Raw genomic sequence first — 17,116 nt, 5'->3', positions numbered from 1 at the left:
TGTTTTCAGGGTTTTTCCGCGGTCACATGCTTTTTCCTCTCCTTGACAAAAACACTTTAGTCATTTAAACTACTGCCTCATATCATATCCATCATTTCCGACTAAAAAGGAGGGTGTTCCATTCGATGAATCCTATTCAAAGCCGTTTACAAGCTCACGCACCTTTAATTTTAGACGGTGCACTTGCAACAGAGCTTGAACGAAAGGGCTGCAATTTAAACGACAGTTTATGGTCAGCCAAAATACTGATTGAACAGCCAGAATTGATTCAGCAAGTACACTTGGATTACTTCAAAGCCGGAGCTGACTGTGCCACAACAGCGAGCTACCAAACAACGATTGATGGCTTCGCTGAAAAAGGCTATTCAAAAGAAGAAGCCATTGAACTAATGAAACGATCTGTCACTTTAGCAAAAGAGGCACGCGATCTTTTTTGGCAGGATGAAGCGCGTCGTAAAGGGCGGACAAAACCATTTGTTGCAGGATCTGTGGGGCCATTCGGCGCTTATTTATCTGATGGTTCAGAATATAAAGGAAATTATGGACTCACAGAGCAGACACTCATTGATTTTCATAGACCAAGGATTCAGGCATTAGTAGAAGCTGGTGCAGATATTCTTGCGTGTGAAACGATCCCTTGTCTCATTGAAGCAACGGCCATTGCAAAGCTGCTGCAAGATGAATTCAATGGTGTATCTGCTTGGATTACATTCAGCGCGAAGGACGACCTTCATATTAGTGAAGGAGATTTGCTCAGAGAATGTGTACAAGCACTGGAACCTTATGAACAGATCGCTGCTGTGGGTGTAAACTGTACGCCGCCGCAATTTATCTCTTCTCTCATTCAAGAGATGAAAAAGGGGACGAGCAAACCGATTGTCGTGTATCCAAACTCAGGGGAATTGTATGATCCTGAAGAAAAGGTATGGAGCGGAGATACGCTTCAGCATACATTTGGTGAATGTGCGCATCAATGGTATCAAGACGGCGCGCATATCATCGGCGGCTGCTGCCGGACGACCCCAGAAGATATCACGGACATCTTAAAACTTACCACAGCATAGCACCATGAATCATCACACATACTTCTAAGCAAAAGGGCGGGAAGACATGGAACAAGCAAAAGATCAGTCACAACAATATCAACGAAAAATGACGAGCCGCCACCTGTTCATGCTTTCTCTAGGCGGCGTCATTGGAACAGGGCTCTTTTTAAGCTCTGGGTATACCATCAATCAAGCAGGACCCGCGGGGACGATCCTTGCCTATCTTGTCGGGGCATTAATTGTGTACCTCGTGATGCTCTGTTTAGGTGAGCTGTCTGTGGCAATGCCGGTTACAGGGGCCTTTCATACGTATGCAACAAAGTATATTGGACCCGGCACAGGCTATACAGTCGCTTGGCTCTACTGGCTGACATGGACAGTCGCGCTCGGATCGGAATTTACAGCGGCAGGGCTTTTAATGCAGCGCTGGTTCCCGGACACATCGGTTTGGATGTGGAGCGGTGTCTTTGCTCTTCTTATCTTTTTACTCAATGCGTTTACAGTTAAATTTTTTGCAGAATCAGAGTTTTGGTTTTCCAGCATTAAAGTAATGGCTATTATTCTCTTTATTATTCTTGGCGGAGCTGCGATGTTTGGCTTGATTCCGTTAAAAGGCGGTGAGGCCGCTCCGTTCCTTTCTAACTTCACCGGGGAAGGCGGTCTTTTCCCAAACGGCTTTTTACCGATTTTAATGACGATGCTTGCCGTCAATTTCGCTTTTTCAGGTACGGAGTTAATTGGGATTGCTGCGGGTGAAAGCGTCAATCCTGATGAGACCATTCCAAGAGCGATTCGCACAACCGTACTGCGTCTTGTCTTGTTTTTCGTTGGAACGATCGTGGTCTTAGCCGGCTTGATCCCAGTGGAAGAAGCCGGGTTGATCAAAAGTCCATTTGTTGTGGTGTTTGATCGCATCGGGATTCCATATGCCGCAGATTTCATGAATTTTGTCATTTTGACAGCGATCTTATCTGCCGCAAACTCTGGACTATACGCGTCATCCCGTATGCTCTGGTCACTTTCTGAGGAACGGACACTGCCTAAGAAACTGGCGAAGCTGACATCTAAAGGAATTCCTTTGAACGCACTGATTTTAAGTATGATCGGTGGGATTCTTTCTTTGTTCTCAAGTGTCATCGCACCAGAAACGGTATACCTTGTCCTTGTTTCGATCTCTGGACTGGCCGTTGTGATCGTGTGGATGGGGATTGCTGCCTCACAATTTATGTTTCGGAAACGTTTTTTACAGGAAGGCGGACAGCTCCATGATCTTTCCTTTCGAACCCCGCTCTATCCAGTGGTTCCGATTGCTGCCTTCTTCCTGTGTCTTGCCTCTGTGATTGGCATTGCCTTTGATCCAAATCAGCGGATTGCCCTTATCTGCGGCATTCCTTTCATCGCGCTCTGCTATGCTGCCTATTATGTGACAGCTTGGATTCAGAAAAAACGTGAAGAACCTGGTGTATAACGCCAGGTTTTTTTCTATCGAAAACAATTTGACAAAAAAGGATATCGCTAGTAAAAGAAGCGCACTTTGGTATATGATAGGAATCTATGATTTTCAGGATGAATCAAGGGAGTTGTCACTAATATGGAAATGACCATTACAAGAGCATTAAGTGAACTGAAAATGTTAGATAAGAGAATCAACCGAACCGTTGATGAAGCCGTACTTGGTGGATTGATGATCGGGAAACATATACAGCACGGGTTTCAACATCAAGAAGACATCGAAAAGAAGGCGAAGGCTGATGACCAATCGATTCAAGCATTAATCAAGCGCCGGAATGCCATCAAATCAGCCATCGTTGTGTCGAATGCGACGACAACGATTGATGTTGCGGGTGTCAGCATGACGGTGGCAGAAGCGATTGAACGGAAGACGTCGATAGAATACGATATTCGTTATTTACGGAAATTGAAAAAGGTGTACACAGAGCTAGTAGACAAAGCAGAACAAACCAATGAAGATGTGAAGAAGAGGCTCGACCAGCATTTAGAAACCTTGTTTGGAAAAGACGGAAAAACACAAGCGGCTGCCAACCAAGAGATCGTCAAGTCGTTCCTCGCTGAAAATGAGGCGACGATCATCGATCCGCTTCGTCTTCGAGTGAAGATTGAAAAGCTTTCGACCGAGATTGAGGATTTTCAAATGGAAGTTGATTTTTCCTTGTCAGAAAGCAATACACTAACAAAAATACAGATCGATTAATCAATTTTGTTAGTGAGCCGAAAATCGATAGAACTAAACACCTCCGAGGGAAAGGTCATTCCCTCCTCATCTGATCATCTCTGGATGATCCTTGATAAAAGCTCAACGCTGAACGTTCAAGGATCAACGTTCAAGTGTAAAAGTTCTTATCCATCAAAGCTCAGAATTAAAAGGTCAACGCTCGATCGAATCTGGGAGTCACGGCTCATGAGTGTTTGTTTATCGACTCTTTCGGTTGCCGCCCAGCAGGTTTGCTAACAAAAAGAAAAGGATGTCACTTGATGACATCCTTTTTTCTATGAAAAAAAACGACAAGGCTTTCGCCAAGTCGCTTCTTCCAGCAGATTAGTAACGGGATGTATATGCCAAATGGTACACACTTGTGACATTTGAAGATAGCTTGATGTCGTTTGAAGTGAACGTCACTGGAACGATATCGTAGTAATGTGTAGACCAGCCTGCATTATTGTATGTTTGGTAGCCTGCACCTGCAGGAACTTGAAACGTCAGTGAAAATTGTCCATTTACGTCTGTTGTGCCTGTCGCTGTTTGAGCATATGATTTAATTGCTGCTTCAAAATAAAGCTGAATCGGCTGATTAGGCATGAGATTTCCACTTGTATCTTTTAGTGTTCCTTTAAACGTAGCTGGATAATAAGAACCCACGCGATATTTACTGCCATAGCCGTAATTCACTAATCCACTATCGGCTGCGGTGACACTTGTTACTTGAACGGAAGCTGGTACTGCCCCTGTTTCCTCTGCATGTGCAAAGGTTGGGAATACGAGAAGCAATGATAGAAAGAAAGCAAACATGATTTTTTTCATCGATAAATCCTCCTTTTTTTTCCTGCTATATTACTATCGACATTAATTGGTATTTTTCCAGTAACAAGCAAAAAAACTTCCCTTCTTTAGAAAGGGAAGCTCTCCTCTTACTTTTTCACAACAACAACCTTCACCGCTTTGCTTTCTCTTTTTCTCACATCAGAAGCGGTCACATACAAGACTGTTTTGGCTTTTTGCGGTTTTATTTGGGCAGTAAATGCGCCCTTGTTATTTGTTTTTACCGTTTTGATGACTTTCTTTGATTTATTTTTCACTTTAATGGTCAATCCTGCACCCGCAGTCCCTTTGACCGTTTTACTTTTAACCGTTACTTTGCCCACTTTCGGCTTAGCTGGTGCTTTGCCTTTTTTGACGACTGTTTTGAGCGTTGTAGCGGCCTTTCCTTTTGAAATCTTAATGTGAAGGACTTTGTTTTTGTTCTGATGCTTGATCTTCACGCTAAAGGTTCCATTTTTGCCTGCTGTGCCTTTTCCAAGCAGTGTTTTGCCTCTATACACAGAAATAGCAGCGCCAGCCTTTGCTTTACCTGTCACCTTTTGATGCTGATCCTCCACTTTGCTCACAGATGCGTTCAGTTCGACAGCACTTAAAGCAGCAAATGCATTCAGTCTGCCATGTCCTGTCATCCAATCGATCCCTGGAATTTTCGGATCGACAATTGGCTCATCGTTTTCATCATAGAAAACGTCATCTGTTCCATCAACAGAAGTAAAGGAGATATTATCGGCTGTGCTTTGCAAGATATTCCTTACTTGATTCGGCTTCAAGGTTGGATTTTTAGAAAGAAGTAATCCTGCTGCCGCTGCCACATATGGTGTCGCCATTGATGTCCCGCTCAGGTATGAGACATTCCCATCTGGCATTAAGCTTGGAATATCAGATCCTGGTGCAGACATGCTCAGTCCTTTACCAAAGCTTGAGAATTCAGCGGCAATATCCATACGGTTGCTTGCGCCAATGGCCATTGCGTATTTTGATGTCGCAGGATAGCCCATTTCTGGAACGCCATCATTTCCACTCGCCACAACCACTAGTACATTTCTTTGAGCCGCGTAGTTCATTGCATATTCAATTACCCGGCTGTAGTAGCCACCAAGACTCATGTTGATGACCTTTGCGCCTTTATCTACTGCATGCTTAATTCCAAGTGCAATATGCTCTGTATCTCCAAAGCCATAGGCATCCAGCACCTTCACAGGAATGATGCCCGTATGTTGGTTAAGACCTGCCATCGAGTAATGATTATCGACTTTTGCGGCAATGATGCCCGCCACATGCGTACCGTGTCCATTGTCATCAATCGCATCTTTGTTTCTTCCAATGAGATTCGCACCTAAGTCCGTACGAACAGTCCCGCTTAAATCAGTCAAACGGCTGTCTACACCTGTATCCACAACTGCAATTAATGTTTGCTTCATTTTGCTTGTGCCAATCAGTGTATTCATTTGTTCAAACTTCACATCAGCGCCTTTTTTTCCGCTGTTTTGTGCACTGTTTTTCAGCGGCCACTGGTAACCATACTGCACGTCATTGCTTAGTGCACGATAGGTTTGAACAGGCTCCGCAAATTCAACATTCGGCATGCTGGACAGCTTTCTTGCAGTGCTTTTGATGACAGCTTTGCCTGCTTTTAAAGTCTTTCCAGCTGATTCTTGCCCTGCTGGCACATCATAGACATACATTCCTTTAAATAAAGGACTGACTGACTGTGATGTCACATGGTTTTCTTGGATGCCATAGCTTTTCATCTTCTTTTTCGCAGATTGAAGCGTGTGGCCATCCTTTAATTTAAAAATGATCTTATTCGTCTTCACTTTCTCTTCTTTTACAAGCTTTTGCTTTTCTAATACATAACCGATCGATTTTCCTTCAAGCTGATTGATGCCAATTTTTTGACTGACGGCTTCTAATTCCTTTTTTAAATAAGCCGGACTTGCTTCTTTGAGCATATCAAAAAGGGACCTGATCGCCTGTTGTTCTTTCTCTGTCACAATATGACCACTAAATGCACCATTTTTCTCTACGTCATTTAGCAGTGACTTTAATGTAAGCAGATGATTGTATACCTTTTGCTGCTCATTTTTTTGTTTGATGAGCTTCGATTTGAGAAATGGCTTTGTTTTTTGGAGCACACGGCTCAGCTTCTGACCATTTGGTGTTTCATTAAAACGTTTATCTTCGATTGTACGAATCGATTGGAGAATTTCTCGCCCGTACTTTTTCTCAATAATAATGATACCAGGCTCATCGTCTTCAGGGAAAACGGGTTCAGAGGGCGGAAGGTTAGCTCCTTTATACCCGATTGTATAAGCCGCATCCTCTTCCTCATCACGGCTGTCTTCCTCTGACCCTAAATAGAGCACTTTGACAAAGTAAGGACCTGACCATGCATGAGGGAAGTCGATCTCTGTCTCTCCACTTGCAGTGTCCACACGATATCTCGAATAAGTGTCATCCTTCATCGCTCTGTCTTTACTTGGATAGACCGATACGGATAATACTTGTTTACTTTTCACAGAAATTTTCATATGTGTATGTTTTGCCACCTCTTGTGCTGATGGCGTGATTTGGTACCATGACTCTTCCATTTCATTCTGTAATGTCCCTGAGATGACTTCACCATTTTTTAACCCAATGGCTTCATTGACATTTGTTCCTTTACTGGCAGCTGCTGCCTCGTATCCAGGTAATGCCGCCATACAGAGAATGATGGCCATGAGTACGATCACACAGGATTTGACCTGCTTTTTGAACATGAAAAGACCCCCTTATCTTTTGTAATACCTTGGAAGAATATCACAGAAATGCATTTAGTAGAATCTGTTTTTTACATAATTAAACTCGTTTTAAGCTAGGATTTGAGATATACAGGCAGCAAGACGAATAGCTTCATAAACTTTTTGCCATTTCAAACGGAAAATGATGCTATTTAACCATGTCGAAAAGTACATTACAATCAACTTGTAAGCGCTTAACAAACAAGAGAGAAGGGATCAGCTTGTTCCAAAAAGATCATGTTTTCACACAAGTAGACGGACGATCAAAGAATGAGATTTTACAATACATTGCCGAGAAAGCTGAAGACCTTCAGATTACAAACGATCAGGCGGGGTTATTATCAGATTTGTTGACTCGCGAAGATGAAGTCTCAACAGGACTTCAGCAAGGCTTCGCCATTCCTCATACAAAAAGCTCCGCTGTACAAACGGCTTCACTTCTTTTTTTAGAGCTAGAACAACCGATTGAATGGGGAAGCTTTGACGATTTACCCACAAGCTATTTATTTACACTGCTCGTTCCATTAGAAGAAGCAAACATCACACACCTGAAATTACTGTCAGGCATTGCGACAAGCCTCATGGAACCTGCTTTCATCGAAAAGATTCAACCAGGTCAAACCGCTGACTATTATTACGAAGTCATTGAACAACAATTGAAAGAGGGGATTACACAATGAAAATTGTCGGTGTCACTTCATGTCCAGCAGGGTTAGCTCATACACCAATGGCAGCAAAAGCGTTAGAAAATGCGGGTAAACAGCTCGGTCACGAGATCAAAATCGAGCAGCAAGGAATTATGGGACAGGTAAATGGCATTACCGCAGAGGAAGCAAGACAGGCAGACCTTTGTATCATTGCCTCCAATCAGCATATCAACGATGCGGAACGTTTTTCAGGCATTCCCACAGTACGTGTCGAGATCGGACGCGCCTTAAAAAATGCCGAGCAAATCATCACAAAAGCTGTAGCACTTGTTGAAAAGAAAAAATCTGAATCTCAATAAACGTGAGCAATGCCATATAGAAAGGAGCAAAGCAAAATGAAAGCAAAATTAAAAGTCATTGAAGGCCATCTCATGACCGGTATTTCTTATATTCTTCCTGTAATCATCGGTGCCTCCCTTATCGTTGGTTTAGCAAAACTAGTCGGATTAGGATTTGGTGTTTCAGATTTAAACGCCTATAAGGATGCTGGTGGCATACTGCACGGCGCCTATTTAATGGAGCAGGTTGGTTGGACAGGGATTGGCTTAATGAACGTCCTGCTCGCTGGATTTATCGCCTATTCGATTGCGGATAAATCAGGGCTTTCGGCCGGTTTCATCGGTGGTGCCCTTGCCAGCTCAACGAATGCTGGATTTATCGGTGCCGTTATTGCAGGCTTCTTCGCAGGATATGTCGCTCTTTTTGTGAAACGAAAAATTCAAATTAAAGGCTCCGCAGCCGGACTTGTTCCTCTGCTCATCTTACCGCTCATTACCGTTGGCTTAACTGGACTTCTCATGTCCGTTCTGCTGGGCGGGCCATTAGGTGCTTTGAACACAGCATTAATTGAATGGATCAAAGGCATGGTCGCTGACGGGACAAGCACACTCGCACTCGCTCTCATTCTAGGTGCGATGATTGGCTTTGACCTTGGCGGACCAGTGAATAAATCTGCTTGGATGGCAGGTAACGCGCTCTTCCTATCAGGCGTCTACCTCCCTGCCATTCTCGTCAATATTGCGATTGTCATTCCGCCGCTTGGATACGGGCTTGCGACATTGATTCGAAAACGCAATTTCTCTCCAACCTTTAGAGAAGCAGGACGTGGCGGCCTTGTCATGGGCATTATCGGTATTACGGAAGGGGCGATCCCTTTTACCCTCGTCAATCCATTGAAATTGATTCCGCTCAATGTTGTCGCATGTGCTGCTGGAAGCGGGGTTGCTGCATTATTAGGTGTCCATGACATCATGCCGCCAATTGGCGGGCTATACGGCTTCTTCTCAGTCGGAAACTGGTGGGCTTATTTAATTGGAGCTCTCACTGGCGCACTCGTCATCGGTATTGGCGCCAACCTGCTTGTCAATTTCTCTGAGAAAAAAGAACCAAAAACGCCGGAACATGATCAGAAGCAGAAAGAAGAAGACGATTTTGACCTTGTGCTAGAAGGATAATTTGAACAAAGAAAGGTGTCGTTACTCAATGACTGTTAATGTACATGTGATTCCACATACTCACTGGGACCGGGAATGGTATTTCACCACCTCCCGCTCCCGTATCTACTTAATGAAAAGCGTAATGGACATTTTAGACACTCTTGAAACAGATGAAAGGTTCCATTACTTCATGCTCGATGCCCAAGCATCCTTACTGGATGATTACCTCAAATGGCGTCCAGAGGATGAGAATCGAATCAAAAAGCTCGTCACAGCCAAACGTCTCATCATCGGCCCGTGGTATACCCAAACCGACCAGCTCGTCATTTCAGGTGAATCCATTGTACGGAACCTGCAATATGGAATTGAACGCTGTCAGCAGTTCGGTCATGTGATGAAAGTCGGCTATGTCCCTGATTCCTTTGGTCAATCCGCACAAATGCCTCAAATTTACCGCGGCTTCGGCATTGTGGATACAGCTTTTTGGCGCGGCGTTTCAGACCATATGACGAATCACACTGAATTCAATTGGCAAGGGGCTGACGGCAGTGAAGTCTTTGCGGTGAACCTGCCATTTGGCTACTACTACGGTGGAAATATTCCCGAAAAAGATGAGGACTTACAAGCCTTTTTATCTGAAAAAATCGGTGCGCTGCAAGCAAAAGCAACCACAAAAAATGTCTATTTCCCAAATGGCTTTGATCAGGCACCGATCCGCAAAAACCTGCCTGACTTATTAGAAAAAGCCAATGAACTGGACGAGCACCACTATCAAATCAGCAGTTTAGAAGATTACATCGCAGCAGTGAAAAAAGAGCGGACGTCTTTTGAAACTTTAAAAGGAGAGCTCATTCATGCGAAGCATATGCGGATTCACAAATCTATTTTTTCAACACGAGCTGATTTAAAAATCTTAAACAATCAAATTGAAAACTATCTCGTCAATGTGATGGAGCCTATCCTCACGATGAGCTATTCACTCGGACACGACTATCCGCATGATACGGTTCGTGATATTTGGTACCTCATGTTTGAAAATGCAGCACATGACAGCATTGGCGGCTGTAATAGTGATACGACGAATCAAGATGTCTTCTTCCGCTACAAGCAGGCAAAGGAAATTGCTGAGAACCTTGTGGACTTACACATGCGCCTCATCGCCATTCGACTGCAAACAGAGCAAGAAATCACGTTTACTTTATTTAATACACTGCCTTCAAAGCGTTCTGAAGTTATTGAAGTTGAAACCTTTATCACAGAACGTCCTTTTACACTAAAAGATGCCAATGGAAAAACGCTTCACTACACAGTAAAAAGCAAAACTGATGTCACAGATTATGTGCTGGCACAGCAAATTTCTCTTAACCCAAGTAAAGATGTGTACATGCCAAAACAAGTATGGAAAGCCGTTCTGCTGATTGAAGCCGCCGACTTACCGTCCGTTGGTTATACACAAGTCAGCATGGTTTTCGATGAATCAAGCGAATCTGTATGGGAACAAACAGAAGAACACGCGATTGAAAATACGTATTACCGCATTGCGGCAAATGACAATGGATCGCTGGAGATCACAGATAAACAAACTGGCCGGACATTCTCTGAGCAAATGATCTTTGAAGACAATGGAGACGATGGGGATTCATACAACTATTCACCGCCGCGTGAGGATCTGTATGTGTCATCCAAGGACCTTTCTTCAGCAGACATCACAGTATCTAAAAGCGGCTTGCAAGAAGAGCTCACCGTCCAGCTTACTCTTACTGTCCCTTATGACTTAGAAGAGCGCTCTCAGCAATCAGTCACGACTTCACTCCCGATTACAGCGAAGGTAGCATTAAATAAAGATGAGCCTGTCATTCGTTTTCATGTCGATGTCGACAATCATGCGTTAGACCATCGTCTGCGTGTCCTCTTTGATACAGGCATCGCATCAAAGGTATCACTGAGCGATCAGCAGTTTGGAACCATCGAACGCCCGACAGAGCTCACGCAAGAGCTTGAATGGTGGAGCAATGAGCATTGGGAAGAAAAACCGATCACCATTGAACCGATGCAATCCTTTACTGCACTTCGTGATGAAGCATATGGTGTCGCTCTATTGACGGACTGCGTGAGAGAATACCAGATCACAGGAGAAAGCTACACAACGATTGCGTATACGCTTTTCCGCTGTTTCGGAAAAATGGGGAAAGAAAATCTTCTTTACCGTCCAGGACGCGCATCTGGTGAAAAAATTGTTGAGACACCTGACGCTCAGCTACAAGATGCACTGTCGTTCTCATTTGGCATGCACTATAGCAAGGATGCTGTCAGCGAGGGGCACTTAGCGCAGCTTGCCAAGCGGTATACAACCCCAGTTCAATGCTACGAACGGGCAGACTTTTTAAACGGTCGTTTAATTTTCTCTTTCCGAGATGAAAAAGAAGACTTACAATCTACTTATAGCCTGCTTGACATTGAGACAGACGGAGCCATTCTAAGCGCTCTGAAAAAAGAAGAGCATGGAACAGGCATTGTCATCCGTCTCTTCAATCCATTTTTAACGCGTCAAACAGCCGCTTCAATCAATAGTTCATCTCTACAGCACGGAGAAACAGCGAATTTAGGCGAAACACCTGAAGGACATATACTCAAAGCACAACATGGATCATTACACATTGAACCGCTCACACCTTGTCAGGTACAAACCTACATTGTAAAGAAAAAATGAACATGTAGGGGCGGGGTCCATTTGGATTCCGCCCCTCTTTAATGGAGGGCATTGATCATGCGAATTGGAGGCATTGAAGCAGGCGGAACAAAATTTGTCTGCGGCTACGGTACAACAGATGGAACGATTGAACACACGACTTCCTTTGCAACAGGTAATCCAGATGAAACATGCCGGCAAGTAATCGATTACTTTACAAAGCATCCTGTCGATGCCATTGGCATTGGGGCATTCGGGCCTGTCGATGTAAAAGAACAAAGCCCAAGCTATGGGACGATTTTAGAGACACCCAAAACAGCCTGGCGCCAATTCCCTTTCCTTTCTACTTTAAAACAAGCCCTTGGACTCCCTATGAAGCTTGATACAGACGTGAACTGTGCAGCACTCGGGGAAGCCCGCTTTTCGGTTGAAGCAGAAAAGCCTGCTTCTTTGGTCTATATCACTGTTGGAACCGGAATAGGCGGCGGTGCCTATATTGAACACCGCCTCATTCACGGGTTGCTGCATCCAGAAATGGGTCATATCACAGTGCAGCGGCACCCTCATGATTCCTACGGTGGCTGCTGCCCTATACACCATGACTGTTTAGAGGGACTGGCATCAGGACCTGCCATAGAAGGGCGCTATCATACACTGGCACAAATACTGCCAGAGGATCATCCTGCCTGGTCACTTCATGCCTACTATCTCGGACAGATGACCGCCAATTTATTACTCACCCTTTCGCCAGAGCGCATCATTCTCGGTGGAGGTGTGATGAAACAGCCCGCTATGCTGCCGCTCATTCTTGATGAAACAGAAAAGCGGCTTCATGGGTATTTACAACTACCAAAGCCTTTAAATGAAATTATCACCAAGCCATCCTTTGATGGATTATCAGGTTTAATGGGCGCCATCGCTCTTGGTACTGATGCCTTACAGGCGCAAGGAGCCGCGCAATGATGATGACGGCAGATCCTCGAACCTATCAGCTGATTCAGCAGCTATTTGAAACGAAGGGGTTCGTGAAGCTGGAGGAGCTCACTGCCTCTTTTCGCTTATCTGACCGCTCCATCCGTCATTTAATCAAAGAAGCAAATGAGCAATTAAAGGAAGCTGGAGCCAAGATTAAAACGATCCGCGGAAAGGGATACACCCTATTAACGAGTGACCAAGATGCCTTCCTGCTTTGGCTTCATCAACAAAAGCTTCCTGCCCGCTCTCTCGTCCCCGTCATGCCAGAAGAGCGTGTACGATTTATCATGAGGAAGCTATTGCTTCAACAGGATTACTTAAAAATTGACCAGCTGGCTGAAGAACTGTTCATCAGCCGCATGACGGTCAGCAGTGATTTGAAAAAAGGACGAGAGCTGTTAGCCCGTTACGGTATGACCCTTGTGTCAAAGCCTGGATTTGGCTTAAAAATTGAGGGAGACGAATTGCAAAAAAGAACATGCTATGCAGACTTACTCCTTGAAGAAGAGCCTGCACTTTCTCATATCACCGAGCGGGAGCAGCTCCATTTTCCCGATATTTCTCTTGAAACCATTCGATCTATTGTCCTGACGAACCTGCATCAAGAGTCATTGCTCATTAAAGACATTGCCTTAAAAAACTTAGTCATTCACTTAGCAATTGCGATTCAGCAAACACGAAAAAACCAGCGGATACCCGCCAGTACCACTCGTACACAACGATCACCCGTCTTGATGAGAATTGCCCAAAAGATCATACAGCAGGTGAGTGACACCTTTCATGTCACCTTATCAGAGGATGAAACAGATTACTTAGTCATGCATCTATTGGCAAATCAAACGTGGAAAGAAGCCGCCCAGCATCAGACGACAGTGGAAGTTCAGCAGGCGGTTGCGGTCTTTCTACAGCACATTGAGAAAATGAGCGGTCACCACTTTGCAGATGACAACATCCTGCAGCAAGACTTGATGCTTCATATGAAGCCATTATTAAATCGAATCCAATATGGCGTATCCTTACAAAATCCGCTGTTGCATGAAATCAAAGCGTCCTATCCATACCCGTTTGATTTAGCTGTCAGCGGACTGAATGCCTTACAGCTGGTGCGGACGCCAAATGAAGACGAGGCGGCATATGTTGCCCTGCATATCGCTGCTTCATTTGAAAGAAGTCAGCTCGATACCTCGCAAAAAAAGAAAGTCATTATCGTGTGCGGGTCTGGACTAGGGACGGCAAGACTGCTTGAAATTAAATTGAAGGCAGCCTTTCAGCACGAACTGGACATCGTCGAGCTTTATTCCTATCAGGATTATCTCATGAGCACCACCCTTCCCTGTGACGTTATCATTACAACCGTCCCGCTCGCATCAAAGGGAAAACCAGTGATACAGGTTAGCGCCTTTTTTGAACAACATGATGTACAGCGGGTGAATGAGGTCATTCATTTATTAAATGGACACGGGACTCCCTCGCAAGAACTGATGGCGTTTTTTCAAGAACGATTAACCTTATTGAACGCTGACCTATCCAGTAAGGACGAGGTATTAGACACACTATGCAGCCATTTAGAAACGTATCAGCTAGTATCGTCATCTTTTCGGTCCTCGGTGCTTGAACGGGAGCAAATGTCGTCTACCTACCTCGGAAAAGGAATTGCCATGCCGCACCCGCTCATCACAAATGAAGGCACATCCTGCGTAGCCATCGCACACTTAAAACAGCCGATTGACTGGCAGGGAAACCAAGTATCACTTGTCTTTTTATTAGCCATTCATAAAGATGACGCAGCCTGCATGAATCAATTCTTTGAACAAGCCGTTGATTTACTGGATAATCCAAACCGCATTCACTCTATGAATCAATCAAAAACATTCGATGAGCTGATGAATGCGTTGTTTCAATAAGATCAAACAAAAGGCCGCCCAGCTGTTGATGAGGCGGCCTTCGTGTGATTGAGAATCATCAATCGTATATGACATTTTTCCCTTCTTCACTTAATTTCTTTAAAGAGCTCAGCATATGATCGATTTCTTCATCGGAATGTCTTTCCCACGAACCTAATTCTGCGACGATTTTCAAAGGGGATTTTGACCGATAAGAACGTGTTGGGTTACCCGGAAATTTTTTGTCAGTCAAATTCGGATCATTTTCAAACTCGCCTAACGGTTCTACAACATAAATTCTCTCTTTCGCATCAGATCTTGCTAACTCAGCACCCCATTTGGCTGCGTTTAATGTTCCGGTGAAATAGATATGGTTTGATTTTTGATCCTGATAATTCGATAAATACTGCGGTTCAAGCAGATCTCCAATCTTCAATTCCGCTTTCGTCCCATGAAAAAATGGACCAGGGTCTAAAACCTGCTCATTGTCATTCATACAGCCACGCCCCTTATCGTTTTTGACTTGCGTATAACAGTATACGGCCTGATCTGGGCGGAAAACAGTCTATAAATGAGATTGAATTCGGGGTATGATGATAGTAGAGAGTAAGATGTGATTTGTAAACTCCAGCAAGTTGAAAAAGCAGCAAGAATACATACAAAGCAGTCTTCTTGAAAGAGATAAAAAGCTGTTAGAGGCCATAAAGAGAAACTCAAGAAACTAAAAAATTAATTGCGGCAATTGAGCAGGTGGAAAAGAAGGACAAAAAAATGTTGGTGGCAGTTTTGGAAATAGCGTATTGATGCCTAGGAAGGAGATCTGATCAGGATTGAAGAAGATGAGGATAAAGTAGCCAATGAGACGTTTGATGTTATAGCTGGTTGGCGTGTTGGCACATAATCAATTAAATTTTTCAGGAAGGGTGTAATGAGATGATGAAAGATAGAGATAAGATTTGTCATATATATGCTCAAAAAAGTTGGCATATGGATTCTTATATTATTGGTAATCGTGAGGGTTTAATAGAATTAAAGAGTGCTATTGACCAAGCATTGAAAAGTAATGTTGGTCAAGCTGAATTGTTTCCATCAGATTTAGAGGATTATACAACTTACGTTGCTTTAGTTGATGATAAAGAAGAGTTGGATTCACTTATTATGCCTTACATTGATGAGGATAATGATGATGAAAACTTGATACATCCAGTTGATATAGTTACAAGTCTTGAAGAGAAAAAAACCCCTGAAAATTAGGGGTTTTTTAGTGTAATATTGTTTCTCCTGGACTTGCTTTGTATTTCTTTGGTACTGATGCTCTGAGAGCATGGTGTATTTTATCTTTTGGAGCTACATGGAAATGCCAATACCAAGTTGAGGTTTTTGGTATTAAAGGGATTTTTCCATTGTCTACAGCAAATACTCTTGTTGTTTTTTTCTTTCCTTTGTGTAGGACGACAACTAAACTTCTAAGTTGTCCTTTATCATTTCTTACATCCCATTTAATTTTGTAATTTTTACCGAATCCTTTTATTCGATTTTTTAGATATTTAAGTGCAGTTCTTGCGCCTTTTGATCTGATAGCCATTAAAGCAACTCTTAACTACGGTCATTGCGATAGGTATGAAGAATACTGGTAGTGCTTGTGTTGTGATTTCACTCTGACTACTTTTGGAGTCAAGTTGTTTCATTCGGTTTTCTAAAGCTAAAAATTCTTCATTGTTGAAATATTGATCGATCACTTTATTTTGTTCTGACTCTGTCATGTTTTCAAATTCTTTTTCTGTAAATGGAAGGTTTTCTATGTATTCCCCCATTTTCATTTCAAGTTCGTCTAATTCTTTGGTAGTTTGTTCATTTTGTAGAACTGTTGGTGTTACTAACGCTTCTAATTCTTGTGAATTGATAGAGTGTGTTTTTGCTGATGCTTCTGATGAAAATGGAGTCCATATCGATATGACAAGAGCTAGGGTAATTAGGGTTAAAAGTGTTTTTTTGAACATTTTGTTTATATTCCTCCTTTTGGATTAAATTCCAAAATTAAGGTTATCAAATCAAAATGAGTCTATCAATGTATTTAAGATAGATTTAAGAAAATTACTTTTTTGGTTGCGGTGTCCGCAATCATTTTTTTATTTTTTAGAACTTCGTTTTGATGAAAATTTCTGTGGTAGACAAATGACACAAGCCGAAATGCATATGTTCCTAAACAATGGTGCACGATATTCCCACCACAATCTAAAGAAGCCCAAACTAAAAATATCGTCACTACAATAGCAAAAAAACTTGCTGTTCAGGCTCTTCACAAGTCAGGCACATATTTAGAAAAACCCTTTATTGAAAGTAATAGACAAGAAATATGCAAAGAAAGCTAAATCAGGTTTTTACAAAGTAGCGCAATTTTTATACAGGCAGGCCTTCCACCTGATGTAGCATTCGAAACAGCAAAATTTCTTTGGATTATAAAAGAAAGCAGTTTATTAGGCTGTTAAAATCAGGCTATCTTTTTAAAAAACAATTCGAACAATATAATCTTGCCAATAGA

Annotated in this window: 15 protein-coding genes; 10 read left to right on the top strand and 5 right to left on the bottom strand. The window is 43.0% G+C overall.

The genetic code is table 11. The features are described from left to right. Window positions 1–125: 125 nt before the first annotated feature. The 3 genes from mmuM (at window position 126) to MKZ05_RS01535 (ending at window position 3,258) form a co-directional block, all read left to right on the top strand. Window positions 126–1,064: a homocysteine S-methyltransferase gene (gene mmuM, locus MKZ05_RS01545; protein WP_003217053.1), complete on the top strand. Its 939-nt coding sequence runs from the start codon at window positions 126–128 to the stop codon at window positions 1,062–1,064. A 46-nt stretch (window positions 1,065–1,110) separates the two neighbouring features. Beyond that, window positions 1,111–2,514 (top strand): S-methylmethionine permease, encoded by a 1,404-nt coding sequence (gene mmuP, locus MKZ05_RS01540; RefSeq protein WP_251191186.1) that lies wholly within the window; start codon window positions 1,111–1,113, stop codon window positions 2,512–2,514. Between the two features lie 123 nt (window positions 2,515–2,637). Next, entirely contained in the window at window positions 2,638–3,258 is a 621-nt protein-coding gene (locus tag MKZ05_RS01535; protein ID WP_003216967.1) for a hypothetical protein, read from the top strand. Between the two features lie 345 nt (window positions 3,259–3,603). Here MKZ05_RS01535 and MKZ05_RS01530 read toward each other — a convergent pair whose 3' ends face one another. Next, window positions 3,604–4,086 (bottom strand): hypothetical protein, encoded by a 483-nt coding sequence (locus tag MKZ05_RS01530; RefSeq protein ID WP_003217020.1) that lies wholly within the window; start codon window positions 4,084–4,086, stop codon window positions 3,604–3,606. Between the two features lie 107 nt (window positions 4,087–4,193). Then, window positions 4,194–6,863, bottom strand: coding sequence for a S8 family serine peptidase (locus MKZ05_RS01525; protein ID WP_339161090.1), 2,670 nt, complete (start codon window positions 6,861–6,863; stop codon window positions 4,194–4,196). 179 nt (window positions 6,864–7,042) lie between these two features. Between MKZ05_RS01525 and MKZ05_RS01520 the strand changes: the two genes are divergently transcribed. The 6 genes from MKZ05_RS01520 to MKZ05_RS01495 are packed head-to-tail and all read left to right on the top strand — an operon-like array spanning window position 7,043 to window position 14,595. After that, on the top strand, window positions 7,043–7,564 hold the full coding sequence (locus MKZ05_RS01520; RefSeq protein WP_223251400.1) for a PTS sugar transporter subunit IIA: 522 nt from the start codon (window positions 7,043–7,045) through the stop codon (window positions 7,562–7,564). After that, a complete protein-coding gene (locus MKZ05_RS01515; RefSeq protein WP_099726180.1) occupies window positions 7,561–7,890 on the top strand; it encodes a fructose PTS transporter subunit IIB in 330 nt (109 codons plus the stop codon). Before MKZ05_RS01520 ends, MKZ05_RS01515 begins: the two co-directional genes overlap by 4 nt. 36 nt (window positions 7,891–7,926) lie before the next feature. Then, entirely contained in the window at window positions 7,927–9,045 is a 1,119-nt protein-coding gene (locus MKZ05_RS01510; protein WP_003217114.1) for a PTS fructose transporter subunit IIC, read from the top strand. A 28-nt stretch (window positions 9,046–9,073) separates the two neighbouring features. After that, window positions 9,074–11,737, top strand: a complete 2,664-nt coding sequence (gene mngB, locus MKZ05_RS01505; protein ID WP_339161086.1) for a mannosylglycerate hydrolase — start codon at window positions 9,074–9,076, stop codon at window positions 11,735–11,737. 57 nt (window positions 11,738–11,794) lie between these two features. Continuing rightward, complete coding sequence (locus tag MKZ05_RS01500; protein WP_284905826.1) at window positions 11,795–12,679, top strand: ROK family protein; 885 nt, start codon at window positions 11,795–11,797, stop codon at window positions 12,677–12,679. Further along, a complete protein-coding gene (locus MKZ05_RS01495; RefSeq protein ID WP_339161082.1) occupies window positions 12,676–14,595 on the top strand; it encodes a BglG family transcription antiterminator in 1,920 nt (639 codons plus the stop codon). Before MKZ05_RS01500 ends, MKZ05_RS01495 begins: the two co-directional genes overlap by 4 nt. A 58-nt stretch (window positions 14,596–14,653) precedes the next feature. Here the strand turns inward: MKZ05_RS01495 and arr are convergent, their stop codons facing one another. Further along, a complete protein-coding gene (arr, locus tag MKZ05_RS01490) occupies window positions 14,654–15,070 on the bottom strand; it encodes an NAD(+)--rifampin ADP-ribosyltransferase (RefSeq protein ID WP_050943360.1) in 417 nt (138 codons plus the stop codon). 437 nt (window positions 15,071–15,507) lie between these two features. Here arr and MKZ05_RS01485 point away from each other — a divergent pair, with 437 nt between their 5' ends. Next, window positions 15,508–15,828 (top strand): hypothetical protein, encoded by a 321-nt coding sequence (locus MKZ05_RS01485; protein WP_223251399.1) that lies wholly within the window; start codon window positions 15,508–15,510, stop codon window positions 15,826–15,828. A 7-nt stretch (window positions 15,829–15,835) separates the two neighbouring features. Here the strand turns inward: MKZ05_RS01485 and MKZ05_RS01480 are convergent, their stop codons facing one another. Together MKZ05_RS01480 and MKZ05_RS01475 are read right to left on the bottom strand one after the other, a co-directional pair. Then, a complete protein-coding gene (locus tag MKZ05_RS01480; RefSeq protein WP_339161079.1) occupies window positions 15,836–16,159 on the bottom strand; it encodes a hypothetical protein in 324 nt (107 codons plus the stop codon). Beyond that, window positions 16,122–16,574 (bottom strand): hypothetical protein, encoded by a 453-nt coding sequence (locus MKZ05_RS01475; protein ID WP_339161077.1) that lies wholly within the window; start codon window positions 16,572–16,574, stop codon window positions 16,122–16,124. The genes MKZ05_RS01480 and MKZ05_RS01475 overlap by 38 nt, the downstream gene beginning before the upstream one ends. Between the last annotated feature and the right edge of the window lie 542 nt (window positions 16,575–17,116).

The organism is Bacillus sp. FSL M8-0277, from assembly GCF_037975305.1.
Taxonomy (GTDB): domain Bacteria; phylum Bacillota; class Bacilli; order Bacillales; family Bacillaceae; genus Bacillus; species Bacillus pumilus.
This window is presented reverse-complemented; position numbering and strand designations above follow the sequence as displayed.

Bases quoted from the DNA above. Each gene is read 5' to 3' on its own strand.
- MKZ05_RS01520 (WP_223251400.1), top strand. From the start codon at position 7,043: ATGTCGAAAAGTACATTACAATCAACTTGTAAGCGCTTAACAAACAAG.
- MKZ05_RS01495 (WP_339161082.1), top strand. From the start codon at position 12,676: ATGATGATGACGGCAGATCCTCGAACCTATCAGCTGATTCAGCAGCTA.
- arr (WP_050943360.1), bottom strand. From the start codon at position 15,070: ATGAATGACAATGAGCAGGTTTTAGACCCTGGTCCATTTTTTCATGGG.
- mngB (WP_339161086.1), top strand. From the start codon at position 9,074: ATGACTGTTAATGTACATGTGATTCCACATACTCACTGGGACCGGGAA.
- MKZ05_RS01515 (WP_099726180.1), top strand. From the start codon at position 7,561: ATGAAAATTGTCGGTGTCACTTCATGTCCAGCAGGGTTAGCTCATACA.
- MKZ05_RS01480 (WP_339161079.1), bottom strand. From the start codon at position 16,159: ATGGCTATCAGATCAAAAGGCGCAAGAACTGCACTTAAATATCTAAAA.
- mmuP (WP_251191186.1), top strand. From the start codon at position 1,111: ATGGAACAAGCAAAAGATCAGTCACAACAATATCAACGAAAAATGACG.
- MKZ05_RS01510 (WP_003217114.1), top strand. From the start codon at position 7,927: ATGAAAGCAAAATTAAAAGTCATTGAAGGCCATCTCATGACCGGTATT.
- MKZ05_RS01535 (WP_003216967.1), top strand. From the start codon at position 2,638: ATGGAAATGACCATTACAAGAGCATTAAGTGAACTGAAAATGTTAGAT.
- MKZ05_RS01485 (WP_223251399.1), top strand. From the start codon at position 15,508: ATGATGAAAGATAGAGATAAGATTTGTCATATATATGCTCAAAAAAGT.
- MKZ05_RS01525 (WP_339161090.1), bottom strand. From the start codon at position 6,863: ATGTTCAAAAAGCAGGTCAAATCCTGTGTGATCGTACTCATGGCCATC.
- MKZ05_RS01500 (WP_284905826.1), top strand. From the start codon at position 11,795: ATGCGAATTGGAGGCATTGAAGCAGGCGGAACAAAATTTGTCTGCGGC.
- mmuM (WP_003217053.1), top strand. From the start codon at position 126: ATGAATCCTATTCAAAGCCGTTTACAAGCTCACGCACCTTTAATTTTA.
- MKZ05_RS01530 (WP_003217020.1), bottom strand. From the start codon at position 4,086: ATGAAAAAAATCATGTTTGCTTTCTTTCTATCATTGCTTCTCGTATTC.
- MKZ05_RS01475 (WP_339161077.1), bottom strand. From the start codon at position 16,574: ATGTTCAAAAAAACACTTTTAACCCTAATTACCCTAGCTCTTGTCATA.